Annotated in this window: 13 protein-coding genes, 2 tRNA genes and 1 pseudogene; 5 read left to right on the forward strand and 11 right to left on the reverse strand. The window is 73.0% G+C overall.

Annotated elements, in window-relative coordinates; translation table 11 throughout:
• Window positions 1-244: 244 nt before the first annotated feature.
• The 3 genes from OJ997_RS15510 to OJ997_RS37605 all read right to left on the reverse strand — a co-directional run bounded on the left by OJ997_RS15510 (window position 245) and on the right by OJ997_RS37605 (window position 1,276).
• Window positions 245-317: transfer RNA gene (locus tag OJ997_RS15510), tRNA-Glu, on the reverse strand.
• Between the two features lie 41 nt (window positions 318-358).
• Window positions 359-443: transfer RNA gene (locus tag OJ997_RS15515), tRNA-Leu, on the reverse strand.
• A gap of 323 nt (window positions 444-766) precedes the next feature.
• Complete coding sequence (locus OJ997_RS37605; protein ID WP_270026067.1) at window positions 767-1,276, reverse strand: hypothetical protein; 510 nt, start codon at window positions 1,274-1,276, stop codon at window positions 767-769.
• Between the two features lie 34 nt (window positions 1,277-1,310).
• Between OJ997_RS37605 and OJ997_RS15525 the strand changes: the two genes are divergently transcribed.
• The 4 genes from OJ997_RS15525 (at window position 1,311) to OJ997_RS15540 (ending at window position 8,651) form a co-directional block, all read left to right on the forward strand.
• Entirely contained in the window at window positions 1,311-3,350 is a 2,040-nt protein-coding gene (locus OJ997_RS15525) for a PQQ-binding-like beta-propeller repeat protein (RefSeq protein WP_270026068.1), read from the forward strand.
• Window positions 3,351-3,469: 119 nt separating this feature from the next.
• The gene (locus OJ997_RS37610) at window positions 3,470-3,880 is read left to right on the forward strand and encodes an FHA domain-containing protein (protein WP_270026069.1); all 411 of its coding nucleotides are present in this window, start codon (window positions 3,470-3,472) and stop codon (window positions 3,878-3,880) included.
• A gap of 84 nt (window positions 3,881-3,964) precedes the next feature.
• Window positions 3,965-5,380, forward strand: coding sequence for an MFS transporter (locus OJ997_RS15535; protein WP_270026070.1), 1,416 nt, complete (start codon window positions 3,965-3,967; stop codon window positions 5,378-5,380).
• A gap of 100 nt (window positions 5,381-5,480) precedes the next feature.
• Window positions 5,481-8,651, forward strand: coding sequence for a hypothetical protein (locus OJ997_RS15540; RefSeq protein ID WP_270026071.1), 3,171 nt, complete (start codon window positions 5,481-5,483; stop codon window positions 8,649-8,651).
• Here OJ997_RS15540 and OJ997_RS15545 read toward each other — a convergent pair.
• The 4 genes from OJ997_RS15545 to OJ997_RS15560 are packed head-to-tail and all read right to left on the reverse strand — an operon-like array spanning window position 8,638 to window position 14,199.
• Entirely contained in the window at window positions 8,638-9,330 is a 693-nt protein-coding gene (locus tag OJ997_RS15545) for an aspartate/glutamate racemase family protein (protein ID WP_270026072.1), read from the reverse strand. The two genes, OJ997_RS15540 and OJ997_RS15545, sit on opposite strands and share 14 nt — an antisense overlap.
• The gene (locus tag OJ997_RS15550; RefSeq protein ID WP_270026073.1) at window positions 9,327-12,167 is read right to left on the reverse strand and encodes a bifunctional acetate--CoA ligase family protein/GNAT family N-acetyltransferase; all 2,841 of its coding nucleotides are present in this window, start codon (window positions 12,165-12,167) and stop codon (window positions 9,327-9,329) included. Before OJ997_RS15550 ends, OJ997_RS15545 begins: the two co-directional genes overlap by 4 nt.
• On the reverse strand, window positions 12,164-13,195 hold the full coding sequence (locus OJ997_RS15555) for an N-acetyltransferase DgcN family protein (RefSeq protein ID WP_270026074.1): 1,032 nt from the start codon (window positions 13,193-13,195) through the stop codon (window positions 12,164-12,166). Before OJ997_RS15555 ends, OJ997_RS15550 begins: the two co-directional genes overlap by 4 nt.
• Complete coding sequence (locus OJ997_RS15560; RefSeq protein WP_270026075.1) at window positions 13,192-14,199, reverse strand: dipeptide epimerase; 1,008 nt, start codon at window positions 14,197-14,199, stop codon at window positions 13,192-13,194. Before OJ997_RS15560 ends, OJ997_RS15555 begins: the two co-directional genes overlap by 4 nt.
• An 89-nt stretch (window positions 14,200-14,288) precedes the next feature.
• Between OJ997_RS15560 and OJ997_RS15565 the strand changes: the two genes are divergently transcribed.
• Window positions 14,289-14,582 carry an ATP-binding protein gene (locus OJ997_RS15565; RefSeq protein ID WP_270026076.1) on the forward strand — a complete coding sequence of 98 codons (294 nt, stop codon included), beginning with the start codon at window positions 14,289-14,291 and terminating at the stop codon, window positions 14,580-14,582.
• A gap of 1,310 nt (window positions 14,583-15,892) precedes the next feature.
• Here the strand turns inward: OJ997_RS15565 and OJ997_RS38115 are convergent.
• The 4 genes and pseudogenes from OJ997_RS38115 to OJ997_RS15585 form a co-directional block, all read right to left on the reverse strand.
• Window positions 15,893-16,132, reverse strand: a pseudogene (locus tag OJ997_RS38115) (RNA polymerase sigma factor); the annotation flags it as partial.
• Between the two features lie 10 nt (window positions 16,133-16,142).
• Complete coding sequence (locus OJ997_RS15575; protein ID WP_270026078.1) at window positions 16,143-16,943, reverse strand: ABC transporter ATP-binding protein; 801 nt, start codon at window positions 16,941-16,943, stop codon at window positions 16,143-16,145.
• Window positions 16,940-18,925 carry an iron ABC transporter permease gene (locus tag OJ997_RS15580; RefSeq protein WP_270026079.1) on the reverse strand — a complete coding sequence of 662 codons (1,986 nt, stop codon included), beginning with the start codon at window positions 18,923-18,925 and terminating at the stop codon, window positions 16,940-16,942. The genes OJ997_RS15575 and OJ997_RS15580 overlap by 4 nt, the downstream gene beginning before the upstream one ends.
• A 106-nt stretch (window positions 18,926-19,031) precedes the next feature.
• Window positions 19,032-20,055 (reverse strand): ABC transporter substrate-binding protein (locus OJ997_RS15585; RefSeq protein WP_270026080.1); only part of this gene is annotated, 1,024 nt, incomplete at its 5' end.

Here is a 20,055-nt window from a genome sequence, read left to right on the forward strand (position 1 = left end):
GAGGCCGTAGAGACGACCGCAGCTTGTTCCTCGGCTCGCGCTCGTCGCCAGGTCGACGCGAGCGTCGCCGCGCTGATCCGATCGCCGCGCTGCCGTTACGTCGAGGTGCTGCGGGCCGCGCACAAGCCCCGTAAGCGAGAGCGGCTCGTAGGTGCTCGGCCCAGTCTCCAGATCACGCGAGCCCCAGGAACGACGAAAGCCCCGGGAACGACGAAAGCCCCGGGAATGCCGGGGCTTTCAGTAGTACCGCTACGGGGATTCGAACCCCGGTTTCCGCCGTGAGAGGGCGGCGTCCTAGTCCCCTGGACGATAGCGGCAAGGGGTCTTGCGCGAGAGCCATCTTAGCAATGGATCTCAGTGCGGCTGAGAGGACTCGAACCTCCACGGGCGTAAAGCCCACTGGCACCTGAAGCCAGCGTGTATACCAATTTCACCACAGCCGCGAGCTGGGATCGGGAAGGATAGCGAGCCGTCGGGCGGCGCTGGGAAATTGTGGTTCGAACCGGGCTGGGCCGGGCATAGACTGCGCCGACGCACCAGACTGCTGACCGTTGAGGCCCTCCGTGTTCGTTCGCTCGTTATTGCTCTTGATGGTCGTGTTTCCCGCTGCGGCGGAGGCGCGTTCGCGGCCGGCTGACCTGGCGGTGGAGCGCGTGGCCGCGACGGCCTCCGGAGAGGTGCGCTTCGCGGTCGTCAACCGGGGCGATACGCGGAGTCGCGGGACGACCGTGCGCGTGGAGCTCGCCGGTGTGACGGCGACGGTGCGTCAGGGCGCGCTGCGGGCACGCGGGCGTGCGCGGCACGTGGTGCGGATCGCCTCGCCGCGGCCGGGCACGTGGAAGGCGCGGGTGTGCGTGCGCCCGCGCGGCGAGCGCACGCGGGGGAACGACTGCGCGGCGGCGACGCGGCGCGTGACGGTCCCGACTCCGGCGTTCGGCGCGCCGGCCCCGTCGAACGCCGGTGAGCTGATCCGGTCCGCGGCGCCGGCGTCCGGCACGGGGGACCAGCCGACGACGAGCGCGTCGCCGGAGCCGACCGTGTGGCCGGCGCCGGACGACACCTCGCCAGCCGTCACGGCCACGCCGACCGTGACCCCGGCGGCCACCGCCACCACGACGCCCACGGCCACGGCGAGCGCTACCACGACGCCCACGGCCACGGCGAGCGCTACCGCGACGGCAACGGCAACGCCCACCGCGACCGCGACGGCAACCGCCACCCCGATCTCCAGTCCCGTCGCGTCCCCCTCCCCCAGCGCACCGGGCGACGTCGCCACGAACTACCAGCAGAACCCCAGCCACGACGGGAACGTGTCTGGCACCGCACCCACGCCGCCGCTCGCGACCGCGTGGACGAAGCCGCTGGACTCGTACCCAAGCGCGCCCGTCATCGCCGACGGGCGGGTGTTCGTGGTGACGATCTACGGCGTCCTGCACGCGTTGGACCTGCGTAACGGAGCGGTCTTGTGGAAGAAGGGGATCGGCACGCGAGGCGGCAAGGTGGCGTACGACCGTGGGCGCGTGTACGCCACGGACGAGTATGGCCTGCTGTACGCGATCGACGCCGCGTCCGGGTTGACGCTGTGGACCGCCACCCTGTCGTCTCCGGTGCCGCACGACGGACGGGTGTACGGCCCGTACGGCCTGGTGTTGGATGGCGCGACCGGCGAGCGACTCAACCCGCCGTCCGTGTCCCCGTCACTGGCCGCCATTCCGGCGGTCGACGGTGACCGGATCTACTACGCCTGCCAGGGGGCGTCCGCGCTGGTCCGCAGCACGAGCGCGTTCGCGTGGAAGACGTACGACGATCTCGACTGTTCGTCCGACAGCCCTCCCGCCGTGCTGCATGCGGGCCGGCTGTACGCGACGCAGGCGCGCGGGACCTCGAACGTGGCGACGGTCTATGACGCGGCAACTGGCGCGGGCGTCGGGACGTTCGCGCCCAAGTCCACGCCCGCGTTCGCCGGCAACACGGGGCTGTTCGTCGAGAACGGCGTGCTGCAGGCGCGCGACGCCACGACCTACGCGGCCCGCTGGTCGTTCACGGGCGGAGCGGACAATGTCTTCCAGACCCCTGCGCTGATCGCCGGCAACGACGTCTACTACGCGGACGCCGAACGGGTCCACGTGCTGGACCTGAACACCGGCGCGGCGCGGTCGAGCATCAGCACGCCGGACCGGGTGATGAAGGGCATGGCGATCGCCCAGGGCACGCTGGTCCTGTCGACGGGCAGCGGGGTCACCGCGATCCGTGGCGTCTCCGCGCCCACCCAGCCCGGCCCCGCCGACTCCACGCCCGCGCCAGTCGACCTCGGCCCGCCGGCTCCGCTTCCCGGCGCGTCCACGCACGCGCACGTGAACGCGGCCCACACGGCGGCGATCAACCTTAGCGACCCCGCGCCGCCGCTCAAGCGCCGCTGGCGGGTCTGGATCGACGCGCGCCAGGCGATCGTCGCCGACGGCCGGGTGTTCGCCATCGGCCCGATCGCCGCGCGCCTGAACCCGACGACCGGCGCGACGCTGTGGACGTACCCGGGCAAGGTCAAGCACGCCGCCTATGACCGTGGTCGCCTGTTCGTCACCACCGAGGAGGAGGGTCTTGTCGCGCTCGACCCGGAGACGGGCGCGAAGCTGTGGAGCGTCAACCGTGGCACGGGAGCGCCTGTCGCCGCCGACGGTGAGCTCTACCAGGGCGGCAGCTACAGCGTCACCCGGATCGACCCGGCGACGGGTGCCGAGGTCTGGCGCTACCTGGGCGACTCGATGTACGGCAGCACCAACCGCCGGACGGTCTCGCTGGACGGTCCGTATGTCTATCCGGGCGGGATCTGCGCGACGCTGTCTCGTGCCACCGGCCAGCCGGTCAAGACGCTGCGGGGCTGCCCCGCCAGCGAGCATCCATTCGCGCCTGTGAGCGGCGGTCACATGTTCGAGTCGGGCTTTGGCCAGGCCGGCGTGCACGACTTCGACGTCGAGCGCGGGGTCCTCGTCAACCGCGTCGGGTCGATCGCCCCGCCGGCGGTGATCGGCAACCTGCTCGTCACCTCGCTCGTCGGCGGGCTCAACGCTTATGAGTTCCCGAGCTGGACGCCGCGCTGGAAGTACCGCGAGCGCGGTGAGGACACGATCGCGGTCCCGCCGCTGATCGTCGGCCGCCACGTCTACTTCTCGACCTCGATGGGCGAACTGCGCGGCCTCGACGTGCAGACCGGCCAACAGGTCTGGAGCGACTCGCTCGGCGAGAACCTGACGCACTACTCCACGCAGGTGGGCGTGTCGATGGGCGTTGGCGACGGGCTGCTGATCGTCCCGACAGGCTCGCGGCTGACGGCCTACGAGAGCGCCGCGTGAGAACGAACCAAAGCTCTCATGGATTCGGCGATTAAGAAGATTTAGCTCGCTCTTGCGATTTCATGGCGACAATGTCTTTCGCAAGGCCCTGACCACGCCCGTCCACCGGAGGTTTGCCCGTGGCCATCGCCGCCCCTCGACCGCAGCAAACTGAAGCGCCGACACAAGAGACCGGCACCCTGCCGCGTCTCGAGGAGCAGGAACGGAGACGGGTGTCTCTGACCCTGCCGCGCATCGCCCCCGGCCGCTACTTGGCCATGGAGGACGGCGAGGACATCCTGCTGTTCCTGCTGGCGATGGACAACATGCACATCGGGCGGAGCCCCGGGGCCGACATCGTGCTCGACGATTCATCGGTGTCCCGCCGGCATGCGCTCGTGACCAAGCGCGGGGAGGGCACGGTGATCCTCGATGACCGCAGCCTCAACGGCGTGCAGGTCAATGGCGTACGCGTCAGCGAGGCCGAGCTCAAGGACGGCGACGTCGTCCTGGTCGGTCACGTGACCCTGCGCTACATCGAACGCTCATAATCGCCGAAGGTTCGAACCCCCTCGAACCAGACGGTCGGGGGGTTCGGACCGGAGCGTCCATTTCCGGGTCTAGACTCGCTCTTCGTGGCTCACCGCGAGGATCACACCCGGGTCGTCCTTCTCTCTCTGTTGCTCGCGGGGATGGCGTTTGCGTTGTCGCAGACGGTCGTCTCCCCCGCGCTGCCGGAGATCCAGCGCGAGTTCGGCGCGACGCCGACCTCGGCCGCGTGGATCCTCACGGGCTACCTGCTGGCGGCGGCGGTTGCCACGCCGATCGTCGGCAAGCTCGGCGACCTCTTCGGCCGTGGCCGGGTGCTCACCGTCGTGCTGCTGCTGTTCGCGGTCGGCAGCGCGGTCTGCGCGCTCGCGCCGTCGCTGGGCGTGCTGGTGCTCGGCCGGATCATTCAGGGCGTGGGCGGCGGGATCTTCCCGCTCGCGTTCGGGATCATCCGCGAGACCTTTCCGCCTGAGCGGGTCGCGACCGCGATCGGCGGGATCAGCGCGACGTTCGGCATCGGCGGTGGCGTCGGGCTCGTGATCGCGGGCCTGATCGTCGAGGCACTCGACGCGTCGTGGCTGTTCTGGCTCGGTCTGATGGCGCTGCCCGCCGCGTTCGCGATCCACCGCTACGTCCCGCGGGAGGAAACGCGCAAGGACGCGAGGATCGACTGGATCGGAGCCGGGCTGCTCTCGGTGGCTCTGGCCAGCCTCCTCTACGGGCTCAGCAAGGCCACCGGCTGGGGCTGGGGCGATCCGCGCGTGCTCGGCCTGATCCTCGGTGGCCTCGGCGTCGCCGCGTTCTGGGTCTGGGTGGAGACGAAGATCGACCAGCCGCTGGTGGACATGCGCGTGCTCAAGCGCCGGCCCGTGCTGCTGACCAACGTCGCCGCGGTGCTGATCGGCTTCAGCATGTTCGCCTCGTTCCTGATCATCCCGCAGCTCGCGCAGACGCCTGAGCAGCACGGCTACGGCTTCGGCGCCTCCGTCACCGGCGCGGGCCTGCTGATGCTGCCGAGCACGCTCGTGATGCTCGTCGCCGGCCCGTGGGCGGGTCGGCTGGCGGTCCGCAGCTCGCGCTTCCCGCTGATCATCGGCACGGGCCTGGGCGCGGTCGCGTTCGGCTTCTACGCGCTCTTCCACAGCTCCGAGTGGGAGATCCTCGCCGGCGGCGCGGTGATGGGCATGGGCATCGGCTTCGCGTTCTCCGCGATGGCCAACCTCGTCGTGGAGTCGGTTCCGCGCGAGGAGGTCGGCGTCGCCACCGGCATCAACACGATCATGCGCTCGCTCGGCGGCGCGCTCGGCGCGCAGCTCGTCGCGACGCTGCTGACGAGCAAGACGCTCCCGAACTCGGCAATCCCCGCCGAGGCCGCGTTCACGGACGCGTTTGCCGTCGCCGCGGTCGCCTCGCTGCTGGCCATGGGCGCCGCGCTCGCGATCCCTGTGATCCGCCGCCCGGCCCCGCAGCCGGTCGCGGCTGCGGCGCCCGCAACCTCCTAGCACTAGATCTTCGCTCATCGGGTACTCACCCGGTGACAATCAGGCTCGTGGAGGGGAACCGGGGATGCGCTGGATCGTCGGACTCGTCGGACTTTGGCTCATGTTCGGGGCAGCCCCCGCGTTCGCGGACTCGCTGACGGTCAACGACGAGGACCGCTGGTCGGGCAGCGGATCGTGGCCGCGCTCCGCGGTCGTCGACACCGCCGCCGGGGACCTCGTGACGATGACCGAGGAGCCCGGACGGATCACGATCACCGGGGACCGCCGGCCGGAGTACGAGAGCTACGCGGTGAGCTTCGAAGGCCCCGGCGTCGCGGGACGGCTGGAGCGCGGCGTCTACCCCGACGCGCAGCCGAGCTCCCAGCGCCAGAAGGACCATCCCGGGATGACCTTCGCCGCGAGCTACTACTACGAGGGCTGGACCTGCAAGCGGCCGCGCGCGAGCTTCGAGGTGCTGGACATCGCCCGCGACCTCACGGACAAGATCACGCGCGTGTGGATCGTGTGGGAGTGGCACTGCGAGGGCGAGATGGGCTCGTTCTTCGGCGAGGTGCGCGTGGGGATGCCCGAATCGACGGGTCCCCGGACGGCGCCGGCGCAGGTGCGGTTCCCGGCGGCCGAGCGCGGCGGGCAGAGCATCAAGGTGCCGGTCGAGGTCCGCGGCGACGCGCCGATCACCGACGCGCGGATCGTCGGCGAGGACTTCGAGGTCGTGAGCGACACGTGCGAGAGCGCGCCGACCTGCGAGGTCCAGGTCCGGGCCGTTCCGGGCACGGCGGGCACCCGCACGGCGACGCTGCGCGTGACGGACGCCGGCGGCAAGCACACCGACGTGCCGCTCGAGGTCTTCGCCTACGGCGGGACGACCGGCTACACGATGGTCTCCGACCCCGGTGAGTGGGTCGGCGACGGCAAGACGTGGACCTACGGGCCGGAGGCCGAGTACAACGTCGGCGGCACGCGCGAGCGGCTGTTCGGTGGCGTCGACGGGCCGGACAACGAGTACTGGACCTTCGAGTTCACCCCGCGGGACGGCGACGTGCTCACGCCCGGCACGACCTACCGGGCCACGAGCGGCTCCGGCACGGGCCCGTTGATCGATCTCTACGGGATGGGCCGGGCGTGCGGGCTGTGGCGCGGGTCGTTCACCGTGCACGAGCTCGAGTTCGACGGGCACGACCTCGAGCGCGCGCGGATCAGCTACGAGATGGACTGCGCCATCGACCCGGGCGCGTTCGTGCGCGGGACCTTCTCCTGGCACGCCGGTGACACCACCACCCCGCCGCGCTGGACGGTCCCGTCGTGGCCCGCGGTCGCGCCCGCGCCGTTGCCCGCCCGGACCGCGAGCGTGACCTTCACGCACGAGGCCGCGATGCGTCCGACGTGGGACGCGCAGGCCGGCGACGACATCACGCTCGACATGAGCGGCGGCGGGCTGAAGGTGCACGCGAACCGCGGGTCGTACGGGCAGCCGATCTCGCTGTGGTTCTACACGCCGCCGACCTCGCGCGGCGTGAAGCCCGGCGTGTATCCGACCACGCGGCGCTCGAACGACATGGAGCGCGAGCCCGGCGACGCGGGGCTGGACGTCGAGGTCGACGGCATGAACATGGTCGGCACCGGCAGCTTCGAGGTGCGCGAGTTCGAGCTGGTCGACGGCGTCGTGACGCGCGCGTGGATCCTGTTCGAGGCCAGCGAGGGCGACCGCACGCATTCCGGCGAGGTGCGGATCGGGATGCCCGCGGCGGACGGTCCGCGCAGCGCGCCGACGACGCTGCGCTACGGCGCGGTCGAGGTGGGCGAGCCGGGCGTCGCGGCGCCGGTCGCGTTCTGGCCCAAGGACGGCGCGAAGATCACCGACGTGCGCGTGGTCGGCGAGCACGCGGCGGACGCGCGGGTGCGGGTCGATCACTGCACGGACGCGCCGGTCGTCGCCGGCGAGGCGTGCAGCGTGTGGGTGCGCTTCACCCCGAGCGCCGCGGGTGTGCGGCGGGCGACGCTGCGCGCGACGGACGCCGCCGGCCGCACGACCGACGTGCCGCTGGAGATCTTCGCCCGCGGCGGCGACACCTCGTACACCGTCACCAGCACGATGCGCCCGGAGCGCGAAGGCCTGTCGCCGATCCTGCCGCCGATGACGCTCAACTACGACACGAAGGCCGACTACGGGATCGGCGGCGATGCCTCGCGCCTGCGGATCATCTTCCTGGCGAACCTCAACAACATGTGGACCATGAACTTCCTGGCGCCGCCGGGCGAGACGCTCCAGGTCGGCCGGTACACGGACGCGCGCTGGTACAGCGACCGCGGCGACCGGCCGGGGATGAGCGTGAGCATCGGCGTGGACTGCCAGCACCTGACGGGCGAGTTCACCGTGCACGAGCTCGAGCGCGTGAACCGGATCGTGACGAAGGCCAAGGTGTCGTTCGAGATCTTCTGCCCGGAGTTCACGGGCTCGCTGCGCGGGACGCTCGCGTGGCGTGCGGGAGACGCGACGCCGGTCGCGCCGTGGATGGTGGCGACGGGCGGACCGGTGGTGACGCCGACGCCGACAGTGACGGCCACGCCCACCGCGACGGCGACGGCGACCGCCACGGCAACGCCGACGGTCACGGCCACCGCAACCGCCACGACAACGCCAACGGCGACCGCCACGGCGACCGCGGTGCCTACGAGCACGGCGACGGCGACGCCGGTGAGCACCGCGACGGCAACGCCAGTGGCCACGACGACGCCGGCCGCGACCGCGACGCCGACGAGCACCGCGACGACCACGCCGGTCCCCACGACGACCGCGACGCCCTACGCGACGCCCGGCGCGACGACGACGCCGGTCGCCACGACGACCTTCGCGCCGCCCGGCGAGTCCGTCACGCCGGTACCGACGGCCACGCCCGAGCCGACGGCGATCCCGACGACGACGCCGGACCCGGCCGCCACGCCGTTCGGCACCTTCGCGCCGGCGCCATTCGCCGCGCCGTCGCCGAGCGAGCTGCGGGCCGCGGTGAAGGCGGCGATGAAGCCGTGCGTCACCCGGGCTCGCTCGCTCGCCCGCAGCGCCTCCCCCGCCCGACGTCGGGCGGCGGCGGCCCGGCTCACCAAGGCGGTCAAGACGTGCCGCGCGGAGGTTGTCGCGCTGCCCGACTCGTCCGCCCGGACGGCCGCGCTCGCGACACTCAAGCGACACGCGAACGCCGCAAGGACGTTGCGCGCCAAGCGGGCCGGCGCGGCCGCCGTCCGTCGCGCGCAGAAGGCGCTCAGGTCAGGCTGAGCTCGACCGCTCGCTGGGCGTGAAGGCGCGTCGTGTCGTAGATCGGCACGGGCGCGTCCTCCGCGCTGACGAGCAGGTCGATCTCGGTGCAGCCGAGCAGGATGCCCTGCGCGCCGCGGTCCGCCAGGTCGGCCATGATCCGGCGGTACTTCTCGCGCGAGAGGTCGCTGACGACCCCGCGGCACAGCTCGTCGTAGATCACGTCGTGGACGATCTTGCGGTCGTCCGCGTGCGGGGTGATGACCTCTAGGCCGTGGTCGGTGCGCAGCCGGCCGGTGTAGAAGTCCTGCTCCATCGTGTATGCGGTCGCGAGCAGGCCGACACGCTCCAGGCCGTCGGCGCGCACGGCCGCCGCGGTGGTGTCGGCGATGTGCACGAACGGGATCGAGATCGCCAGCTCGATCTCCGCCGCGATCTTGTGCATCGTGTTCGTGCACAGGACGAGCAGCTCCGCGCCCGCGGCCTCGAGGTGCTGCGCCTCGCGGGCGAGTCGCTCGCCCGCCTCCGACCAGCGGTCCTCGCGCTGGAGCGCCTCGATCTCGGCGAAGTCGACCGACCGCACGACGCAGTCGGCGGAGTGCAGCCCGCCGAGCCGCTCGGCCACCAGCTCGTTGACGATCCGGTAGTACTCGATCGTCGACTCCCAGCTCATCCCGCCGAGCAGCCCGATGCGCTTCATCGGCCGACCGCCGGGAACACGGACCGCACGGCCGGCGGCGCGACCCGCACGCGCGCGTCGACCACCGGCGCGCCCTCCGCGGACACCATCACCGGGTTCAGGTCGAGCTCGGCGATCGCCGGAAACGCGTCCGCGAGCGCGCCGACGCGCACCGCGATGTCGGCGAGCGCGTCGACGTCCGCGTCGACGCGGCAAAGCAGAGCAAGCGAGCGCAGCTGCGAGATCATGTCGAGCGCATCCTCGCGGGCCAGCGGCGCGAGCCGCACCTGCACGTCGCCGAGCACCTCGGCGGTGCCGCCGCCGGCGCCGCACGCCACCACGGGCCCGAACCGCTCGTCGGCGAGCACGCCCACGAGCATCTCCACCCCCGGGTCGGCCATCCGCTGGACGAGGAAGTCACCGACGGACATGCCGGCGCCCTCGAGCTTGGCCGTGATCTCTTGCGCCGCGCGCTTGACCGCGGTCGGCCCGGAGAGCCCGAGCCGTACCGCGCCCGCCTGCGCCTTGTGCACGACCCCGGGCGCGACGCCCTTGAGCGCGACGTCCCCGCCGAGCTCGGCCGCCGCCTTGGCCGCCGCGGCGGGCGAGCTCACGCGCCGTTGCTCGACCAGCGCGATCCCGTACGCGGCGAGCAGCGCCTCGACCTCGTCCGGCCGCAGCCACCCGCCACCACGCGCGAGGGCACCGGCGAGGATCGCGGCGGCCGCATCCGCGTCGACGTCGTCGAGCGCCGGCGGCTCGGGCGCGGGCGCGGCCCGCCAGCGCGCGTAGGCAGCGGCGCGACCGAGCGCGTGCGCGGCCCGCTCGGGCGCGCGGAACGTGGGGATTTTGCGCCCCACCCGCTCCACTTCTTCAATTGGAGACGGGATGGCCGGACGTCCCTGCCGGTGCCGGGTGAACTCGGCGGCCTTGGCCGCGGCGTGTGCGGCCGCGTCACGGGCCAGCTCGGCCGCGCGGGCGCCGAGCGTCGGCTCCGGCGAGGTGTCCGCCGCGCGGCGGCCCGTCGCGCCGCGGCGCAGGACGACCGGCAGGTTGCCCGGGGTCATGAAGACGGTGAGCAGCGGGACGTCCAGCTCGAGCCCGGCCAGGCACGAGGCGACGTCGTCCGCGCGGGTCGCGATGTGCTCGACGAAGATGGCGATCACGGCGTCGACGCCCGGGTCGGCGGCAACCGACTCGGCCACGGCGGCGAACTGCTCGGGCGTCTCGGAGGCGACCAGCTGCACAGGGCCCGCGACGACGGCGCCCGCAGCGAGCCGCTCACGCAGCGCCGACTGGGTCTCGTCGGTCAGCGTCGCCACTTCCAGCTTCGCGTCCGCGCAGGCGTCGGCGCAGATCACCAGCGGCCCGCGCGCGTTGGCGATGATCGCCACGCCGCTCCCCGTCGGCAGCGGCTGCTCGCTCAGGACCGCGGCGGCGTCCAGCAGGTCGTCCAACCCGTCGCAACGGATCACCCCGGCGCTCGCGAAGAGCGCGTCCACCGTCGAGTCCGACGCCGCGATCAGCGCGCCCGTATGCGACGACGCCGCCCGCGCGCCCGCGCCCGTCCTTCCCGCCTTGACCGCGAGCACAGGCTTCGCGCGCGCCAGGTGCCGCGCGACCCGGCCGAACTTCAGGGGGTTGCCGAACGACTCCAGATAGAGCGCGACGACCTGCGTCGCCGGGTCCTGCTCCCAGTACTGCATGAAGTCGTTCGACGACAGGTCCGCCTTGTCGCCCAAGGACACGAACGCGCTCAGGCCGATGCCCCGCCGCGACGCGCCGTCGATCGCCGCCGCGCCGAACGCCCCGCTCTGCGACACGAAGCCGATCGTCCCCGCGGGCACGTCGGCGCGCGCGAACGTCGCCGTCAACGACACGTCCGGCGCCGTGTTCACGACGCCCATGCAGTTCGGGCCGACCAGCCGCATCCCGCTGGACCGGCAGATCTCGAGCAGCTCCGCCAGCCGCGCCGCGCCCTCCGCCCCGGCCTCCGCGAACCCCGCCGTGATCACGACCATCGCGGACACGCCCGCCGCCGCGCATTCCCGCGCGACGCCCGGCACCGCCGAAGCCGGCACCGCCACGATCGCCAGGTCCACCCCGGCCTTCACCCGCGGCACCGCGCGCCGTGAGCCGACGAACTCCGCGTTCGGGTTCACCGGCAGCAGCTCGCCGCGGAAGTCGTTGCCGAGGATGTGCCGGAAGGCCGCGCCGCCGAAGGAGTCCGGCCGCCGCGAAGCACCCACGACCGCCACCGACCGCGGCCGCAGCACGCGCTCGACCGCCGCCACCGCCGCCATCCGGTCGCGATCCTCGAAGCGTCGCCGCGCGTCCGGCCCGAGCTCGGTCGGGAACACGACCTCGATCCCGTCCGGCGAGGCGCGCACCTCGACCGGGAAGCCCGACTCGCGGAACACGCTGATCATGCGCCGGTTCTCGGGCAGCACGGTCGCCGTGAACGTCGTCACGCCGCGTGCCGAAGCCACCTGCGCCAGGTGCGCGAGCAGCACCGTCGCGAGCCCGCGCCCCTGCATCTCGTCGGCGACCGCGAACGCCACCTCCGCGCGGTCGGGCCGCTCGAGCTCGAACACGGCGTGCGCGACCACGCGCTCCTCGGCGCCCGTCGTGACGATCAGCCCGTAGCCCTCGGGCCGGTCGCCCGCCGCGGCGCGCTCGGCCGCCTTGTCCAGGTTCACCCCGAGCGAGAAGAACCGCAGCCAGCGCGAGTTGTCGCTGAGCCCGGACAGGAACGTCTTCAGCGCCGGCGCGTCACCGGGCACGACGGGCCGCACGTGCGCCGTCGAGCCGTCGCGCAGCGCGATGTGCACATCCGCGGCGACGGGCGACGCGCTCACGTGACCCCGAGCGCGTCCAGGAGCGAGTCACCCCCGAAGCGGACCGGATCGGCGGCCGGGAGCCCGGTCTCGGCGCTCACCCGCTCCAGCTCGGCGCGGGCGGCGTCGTCGTCGAGCCCGCGTGTGTTGACCGCGATCGCCTTCACCTTCGCGGGATGGTCTACCCAGGAAGTGGCGGCTTCGTAGATGGAGATGAGCTCGGGGAGCGGGCGGATCGGCACGCCCGGGTAGTCGTCGATGTCCACGGAGCCCGCCCGGTGGCACAGGACCAGCACGTCCGGCTTAGAGCCGTGCAGCAGCCCCAACGTTACGCCGGAGTAGGCCGGATGCCCCAGCGCGCCCTGACCTTCGACGAACAGCAGCGGCGCCCGCGAAGCCCCCTCGTGCACGAGGCGGGAAGCCGCGCCCGCCACGAAGTCGGAGATCACGTGATCGACGGCGATGCCCCAGCCCGTGATGGCGATCCCGGTCTGCCCGGTGGCCACGAACGCGGACTCCAACCCCCGCGCACGCGCCGCCGCGTCCAGCTCCAGCGTCACCGACATCTTCCCGATCGCGCAGTCCGAGCCGACCGTGTGCACGACGGTCACGTCCGGTCGCTCGGCCGGCGGCACGCTCAACCCGGCCGGTGCCGCGCGCAGGTCCCGCAGCTCCACGCCCGACGCCGCCGCCGCGGCCGCCAGCTCCTCGTCCTCGGCCAGGACCGTGTGCAGCCCGGCCTCCACGCTCAGCCCGGCCTGGATCGCCTCCAGCACCGCCGCCCGCCACTCCTCCGTCAACGCGCCCCCGAACGGCGCCACGCCGATCACGAGCACGTTGGCGCCGAGCGCCGCGGCCTCCGCGATGTCGCGCACGATCGGCACGGCCCGCCGCGCGTACGGCACCACATCCGAGGCGACTGACCCCGCCGACGCGTCGTCGACCACGCACACGATCTCGCGCTCGCCGTAGCGCAGGATGCCGTGGGCGGTCTTGGCGTGCGAGTCGGCGAACTGGCCGCCGGTGAACAGCGCGAGTCGGTCGGTCATCGCTGCAGCTCCACTCCCAGTCCGGGCTTGTCGGAAAGCACGAGCCGCCCGTCCAGCAGGCCCAGCCCGGTGAACGGCCGTGACGAGATGAGCAGGTGCCCGTCCAGGTCGATGTAGTCGACGAGCGACCCGAGCTGCGCGGCCTGCGCGATCCCCAGCTCGGACTCGATCATGCACCCCAGCATGACCTGGAGTCCTAGCGCACGCGCCGCGTGGATCATCCGCAGCGCCTCGCGGATCCCGCCGCACTTGGACAGCTTGATGACGATCCCGTCGGCGTAGGTGGCGATCTTCGCGACCGACGCGAGGTCCTTGCAGCCCTCGTCGATCAGCACCGGGAGCCGGTCCGCGAGCTCCCGATAGGCGAGGAAGGCATCGATGTCCTCGGCGGGGAACGGCTGCTCGACGAACTCGACGCCCAACTGCACCAGCTCGGGCGTCAGGTCGCGCGCGGTGTCGAGGTCCCAGCCCTCGTTGCCGTCGATCCGCAGCCGAGCCGTCGTCACGTCCCTGACCGCCCGCAGGCGCTCGACGTCACCCGGCCCGCCGACCTTGATCTTGAGCACTTCATAGCCCGTCGCGCGGCGCGTGCGGTCGGCGGTGCCCTCGACCGAGTCGATCCCGATCGTGTACGAGGTCGGGGGCGTCATCCGCGCCGCGCCGAGCAGCCGCCAGACGGGCTGGCGCACCCGCTTGCCGACCCAGTCGTGGACGAGCCCGTCGAGCGCCATCTTGGCTCCCTGCGGGCCGTCCCAGGCCGCGAGCCGCTGGGCGATCGGCTCCCCGGCGAACAGGTCGTCGCCGAGCAACGCGGCGCCGTCGGCCTCGATCGCGGCGATCATCAGCTCGGGGGTCTCGCCCCAGTAGTCGACCGGGGCTCCCTCCCCTCGCGCGACGATCCCGTCGTGGGTGAGCTCGGCGACGACGACGGTCTCCTCGTCGGCGGCGCCGCGAGCGATCTGGAAGGTCTCACGCAGAGAAAGTACGTGCGGGGTGGCGCGCATCGGCGTATGCTCGCAGGAGACTCATGTCAGGGACTACAACGCTTGAGCTGCCTCGGGGGGCAAGCTCAGCCGGGATCGCCCGGCTCCTCATGACCGCGCACGGCGCGGATCTGCCCTCCGAACGACTCAAGTCCGCGAACCTGATCGTGTCCGAGCTGGTCTCGAACGCGTGCCGGCACGGCGCCGGCCGGATCGAGCTGACCATCCACTCCGACGCGGACGGCGTGCGCGCCGAGGTCTTCGACGAGGGCACGGGCGCCAAGATCGTCCAGCCGGACCCGCGTCCGGCCCGCGGCGGCTGGGGCCTGCACTTCGTCGACCAGCTCTCGGACTCGTGGGGCGTCGCCGACGGCACCTCACGCGTCTGGTTCCGCGTGGCCTAAGGGCCGGTGACGGACAGCGCCCGCAGGACGCGGGAGCGCTGCGACGCGTTGCCGCCCGAGACGACGAGCCAGCCCGGGCCTTCGCGGCGCACGCGGAGCCCGTCCGTGGACGGCAGCGGCGGCGCCGGCGCGCTGAGGTCACGCGGGTTGAGCAGGACGGCGGCGCGCACCGTGCCGCTGCCGACCTTGAACGACGTGCTGGCGCAGCTCAGGTAGGACGGGGTGACGACGTCGAGCGTCGCGAACTGCTCGAGGAGCCGCGCGCGACGCGGCCGGAGGTCCGAGCCGGCCTTGGCGCGGATCGCGCAGCGGCTGCGCGGCGGGTCGGCGGAGTCCACACGGCGCGCCGGGAGCGGGGCGTTCGCGGCGCTCGCGCGCGGGGCGAGCTCCTGCCCGGCGACGTCGTGCAGCGTGAACGTGGGCGGCTGGCCGTCCACGTCCCAGGTGGCGACGCGCCAGCCCGCCGGGATCTCGGGGTCGCGTGAAGGGGTGAACGTGCGGTTGTCGCTCAGCCGGATCTGGCGCACGGAGCGGTCCACGATCGCGTAGCCCATCCCGGGCGTGCCGTGCATCCCGCCCGCGGCGATCAGGTTGGTGCCGGGCGGGCCGGACCGGTGGCACTGGCGCCCGCCCGTGATGATCCCGGCCGCGTTGATGAGGATGCCGACGCACCAGCCCGTGTGGCCGGCGGTGAGGTCCGGCGTGAGCGTGAGATCGAACTCGGGCACGGGCGTGGGCACCGGCGACTGCGGCGCCGGGCCGGGCGCGCCGCCGGGCCCGGGGTTCGCGCGCGGCGTCCGGAACGGGTCCGGGGTCGGGTCCGCGGGCACGGCGGGCGTCGCGGTCGGCGTCGGGGAAGGCGTCGGCGTGGGTGTCGCGCGCTGGCCCGGCGGTGGCGGGTCCTCGCCGCCCAGCGTGAGCGCGGCGGCGGCGACGCCCGCGCCGAACAGCACGACGGCGACGGCGACCAGGGCGAGCACGCGCGACCGTGGACGGGGCAGCGTGCCGCCCGCCGCGACGAAGAGCTGCTCGCCGAGCACGGCGAACGGGTCGCGCGTGCGCTTGGCGGGCTCGCGACGCGTCAGCCGCGGTGAAGGGCTGACCGGGGGCGGCGCGTCGCCGTACTCGTCCTCCGCGAGCACGCGCCGGAAGACCGCGATGCGCTGGGACTCGGGCAGCGAGGCGAGCGTGGCGGCGAGGTCCTCGCGGCTGCGCTCGCCGACCATCCGCAACGCCTCGTCGTCGAGCGCGATCGGCTCCAGGCCGACCCGCGCGCGGGCGGCGTCGGACACCTGGCCGCGGCGCTCGGCGTCCCCGGCGACGTTGCGGGCGATGCCGAGCAGCCACGCGACAGCCGGCCCCTTGCGCGGCTCGTAGCGGGAGCGGTGCTCGTACGCGCGCGCGAACGTCTCCGCGACCAGGTCGAACGTCACCTCCGGGCGGCGCGAGCGGCGTCCCAGGTACGCCGCGACCGTGATCACGTGGCGTCCGTAGAACTCGGCGAAGGCCTCCGCGTCGTAGCCCCGGAGCAGCTCTGCGTCCGTGCGCATGCTCTTAGTGTTACGAGGCGGTCGCGCTGCGCGTGACGGTCCGGCCGATCGGGACGCACATCGGCGTGCCGGTCACAGGGTCCGGGATCACGCGTGAGTCAAGGCCGAAGACCTGCTTGACGAGCACTTCGTCGACGATCTCATCTGGCGCGCCGGCGGCATAGACCTCGCCGCGTTTGAGGGCCACCAGGTGGTGCGCGTACCGACACGCGTGGTTGAGGTCGTGGAGCACGATGCCGATCGTCCGGCCCTGCTCGTTGAGGTCCACGAGCAGGTCGAGTACCTCGAGCTGATGGGCGAGGTCCAGGTAGGTCGTCGGCTCGTCGAGCAGCAGGATCGGTGTGTCCTGGGCGAGCGCCATCGCGATCCATGCGCGTTGCCTTTGGCCGCCACTCAGTCGATCGAGCGGACGGTCCTTCAGGTCATGCACGCCGGTGGCGTTCAGCGCCCAGTCCACGCGGGCCTTGTCCTCGGCGCTGCTGCGCCGGCCGAGCTTCTGGTGCGGGAAGCGGCCGCGGTGGACCAGGTCCTCGACGGTCAGGCCCTCGGGCGGGACCGGCGACTGCGGCAGGAAGCCGAGCCGCTTGGCGACGTCCCGCGTGGGCGTGTGCGCGATCTCCGCTCCGTCGAGCAGGACACTGCCGGCGGTCGGCTTCAGCAGCCGGGCGAACGTCCGGAGCAGCGTGGACTTGCCACACGCGTTCGCGCCGACGATCGCCGTGATCTGGCCTTCCGGCAGCGGGACGTCGACGCCGTTGAGGACGTCCCGCTCCCCGTAGCCCACGCGGAGCTGCCGCGCCTCGATGCTCACGCCGTGCGGCTCCGCCACAGCAGCACGGCCAGGTACGGCGCGCCGATCAGGGACACGATCAGGCCGCTCGGGATCTCGGTCGGGGCGAGCACGGTCCGCCCGACGGTATCCGCTAAGCCGAGCAGAAGGGCGCCGAGGACCATCGCCATCGGGAGCGAGCGGCGGTGGTTGCCGCCCGCGAGCAGCCGCGCGGCGTGCGGCGCGAGCAGGCCGACGAAGGCGATCGCGCCGCAGACCGCGACGGCCGCGGCACCGAGCGCGGCACCGGCGGCGAGCAGCAGCGCCCGCGTCCGGCTCGTGTGGAGGCCGAGGGAGCGCGAGAGGTCGTCGTCGAGCATCAGCACGTCCAGTCGGCGGACGGCGAGGAAGACGAGCGGCAGCAGGATCACCGCGGGCACGAGCAACATCCGGAAGTCCGCCCAGCTGGTCGCGTAGGTCGAGCCGATCAACCACGTGATCGCGGTCGCCGCCGCGGGCTGCGCGTTGAGCAGCATCAGCATCGTCACCGCGCTGCAGGCGGCGGTCACGGCGAGGCCGATCAGCGCGAGCCGCGTGGGGCTCGTGCCGCCCGCGAGCGCGAGCACGGCGGCCATCGCGAGCAGTGCTCCCGCGAAGGACGCGAACGGCAGGACGAGCGTCGGCGCGTCGGGATAGACGAGCAGGACGAGGAACGCACCGACCGAGGCGCCGCCGACCACGCCCGCGAGCTCCGGACCGGCGAAGGGGTTGCGCACGGCGGCTTGGAGCACGGTGCCCGACGCGGCGAGGCAGGCGCCGCCGAGCAGGGCGACAGCCAGCCGCGGCGCGCGGCTCTCGAGCGCGATCTCACCGAGCGGGGAGCCGCTGCCGAAGATCGACTTGACGACTTCGCCGGGGCCGATGTCGATCTCACCGAGGCAGAGGCTGGCGATGATCGCGACAGGCAGCAGCAGCGCCGCGAGGAGCGCGGCGCGTGGCCGCCAGCGCGCGCCGCTCGCGCGCGTGTCGAGCTGCTGCCCGACTTCCCCGCGCAGGCGTTTGGCGACGATCACGAGGACGGGCGCGCCGATCAGCGCGCACACGACGCCGGCGGGCGTCTCCGTGTCCAGGCCCGTGATGACCCGGCCGGCGACGTCGGCCGCGAGCAGGATCGCGGCGCCCCACGGCAGCGCGACGAGCAGTGCCTGGAGGTGGCCTTTCGGACGGGCCGCGCGGGCGAGGCCACCGGCGAGGATGCCGACGAACGCGATCGGCCCGACGAGCCCGACGGCGACCGCGGTCAGGACGGCCGCGAGCGTGACCGACGCGAGCTGCACGAGCCCGGCGCGCTGGCCGAGCGCGCGAGCCGTGTGCTCCCCCAGGACCGCGACGTCGAGCGAGCGCGTCAGCAGCAGCGTGGCGAGCAGCGCGGGGGCGGCGATCAAGGCGCCGGCGGTGAGCGGGCCCCAGCCGTTCTGGAGCAGCGAGCCCGCGCCCCACAGGAACAGGCCGCTCGTCTCGGTCTCCTTCGTGAGCCGGACCGCGGCGGTGCCGGCGGCGAGCGCAAGGCCCACGGCCATGCCGGCGAGGATGAGCCGCACGCCTCCCCCGCCCGCGGCGGCCATCGTGCCGATCAGCGCCGTGCCGACGGCCACGCCCACGAACGCGACGGCGATCGTCGGCGCGCCCGGCGCGAGGGTCGCGTACGCGGCGACGAGCGTGACGGCGAGCGCGCCACCCGCGGTCAGCCCGAGCGTCGCCGGCTCGGCGAGCGGGTTGCGCGTGATCGCCTGCAGGATGATCGCCGCGCCCGCGAGCGCGAAGCCCGCCACGATCCCGGCTGCCGCGCGGGGCAGCCGGATGTCGAGCACGAGCGCGTCATTGAGCGACTCGCCGCGGTTGAACAGCGCGCTCCACACGTCGCCGAGTGGGACGTCGCCCTGGCCCTGCGCGATGTCCAGCAGCCCCGCCAGCATGGCGAGCGCGACGCCGGCCGCCGCGAAGGCGACGACGCGCGCGCTCATGGGCGGCGACGCCGCCGCAGCGTTTCGTCCCGCCGCCGCACGGGAGAGCGAGCCCTCCGGGCGAGTTCTCCCAGCGACGCGAGCCCGCAGGGCGAGTCGTCGCCGGTCACTTCGACAGCGACGCGGCCAGGCGGTCGGCGAACAGCATCGTCGAGCGCGGGCCGCCGAACAGCCACGTGGTGCCGCCGAGCGTCCGCACGTGCTTGGCCTTGACGACCGGCAGGCGCTTGTACGCGGAGGTCTTGGTGATGCTCGCGATCTGGCGCTGGAACTGCGGCGGGTACACGAACGCGAGCCAGCCGTTCAGGCGCGAGAGCGCCTCCAGGCCGACCGTCGCGAAGCCGTAGCGCGCGCTGCCGCTCCAGCCGTCCTTCAGGCCGAGCCGGCGCACCACGTCGGCGGTGGCCGAGTTGGTCGTGAACATCCGGATCGCGGGCGCGCTGGAGGTGCCGCCGGGCGTGGCGATCGCCACCGTCTGCCCGGCCCGGCCGGCGTTCTTGACCTTGGTCTTGGCCCGCGCGAGCGTGTTCGAGAGCTCCTGCAGGACCTGCTCGCCGCGCGCCTTGCGCCCGACCGCGTTGGCCAATGCCCGGAAGTCCGTGATCATCGCGTTCAGCTGGCTGCCGCTCGCCGGGTACGGGTGCGTGACCAGCACCGGCGCGATCTTCTTCAGCTGCGCGAGGTTCTTCGTCGAGCGGTAGTCCGGCACGACGATCAGATCCGGCTTGAGCGCCGCGATCCGCTCGATCGACGGCGACTGCCGCGACCCGACGTCCTTCAGGCCCTTCGGCCGCGGCGCCGCGACCCACGTGTCGTAGCCCTTCAGGTCCGCCGCGCCGACCGGCGCCATGCCGAGCATGTGCAGGTTCTCGACCGTGTCCCACTCGATCGCGACGACCCGCTTGGGCGCCGCGCTCGCCGTCGCCTTCGCGCCCTGGGCGCGCGTGAGCGTGAGCTTCTTCGTGACGGTCTTGCCGCCCTCGGCGGTGATCCGCAGCGTGACCTTGCGCGACTTGGCGAGCGCCTTCTTGAGCTTGAGCGTCACCGTCTTGCGCGCGCCGGACTTGAGCGAGTACGTCTTCTTCGCCGCCAGCGACGTCGAACCGGCCTTCAGCGTCACCGCGCCCTTG

The sequence above is a fragment of the Solirubrobacter phytolaccae genome (assembly GCF_027587195.1).
Taxonomy (GTDB): domain Bacteria; phylum Actinomycetota; class Thermoleophilia; order Solirubrobacterales; family Solirubrobacteraceae; genus Solirubrobacter; species Solirubrobacter phytolaccae.

Excerpts from the sequence above, each read along its gene's own strand:
- OJ997_RS15565 (WP_270026076.1), top strand. The coding sequence starts at position 14,289 with ATGACCGCGCACGGCGCGGATCTGCCCTCCGAACGACTCAAGTCCGCG.
- OJ997_RS15545 (WP_270026072.1), bottom strand. The coding sequence starts at position 9,330 with ATGAAGCGCATCGGGCTGCTCGGCGGGATGAGCTGGGAGTCGACGATC.
- OJ997_RS15555 (WP_270026074.1), bottom strand. The coding sequence starts at position 13,195 with ATGACCGACCGACTCGCGCTGTTCACCGGCGGCCAGTTCGCCGACTCG.
- OJ997_RS15540 (WP_270026071.1), top strand. The coding sequence starts at position 5,481 with ATGTTCGGGGCAGCCCCCGCGTTCGCGGACTCGCTGACGGTCAACGAC.
- OJ997_RS15560 (WP_270026075.1), bottom strand. The coding sequence starts at position 14,199 with ATGCGCGCCACCCCGCACGTACTTTCTCTGCGTGAGACCTTCCAGATC.
- OJ997_RS15580 (WP_270026079.1), bottom strand. The coding sequence starts at position 18,925 with ATGAGCGCGCGCGTCGTCGCCTTCGCGGCGGCCGGCGTCGCGCTCGCC.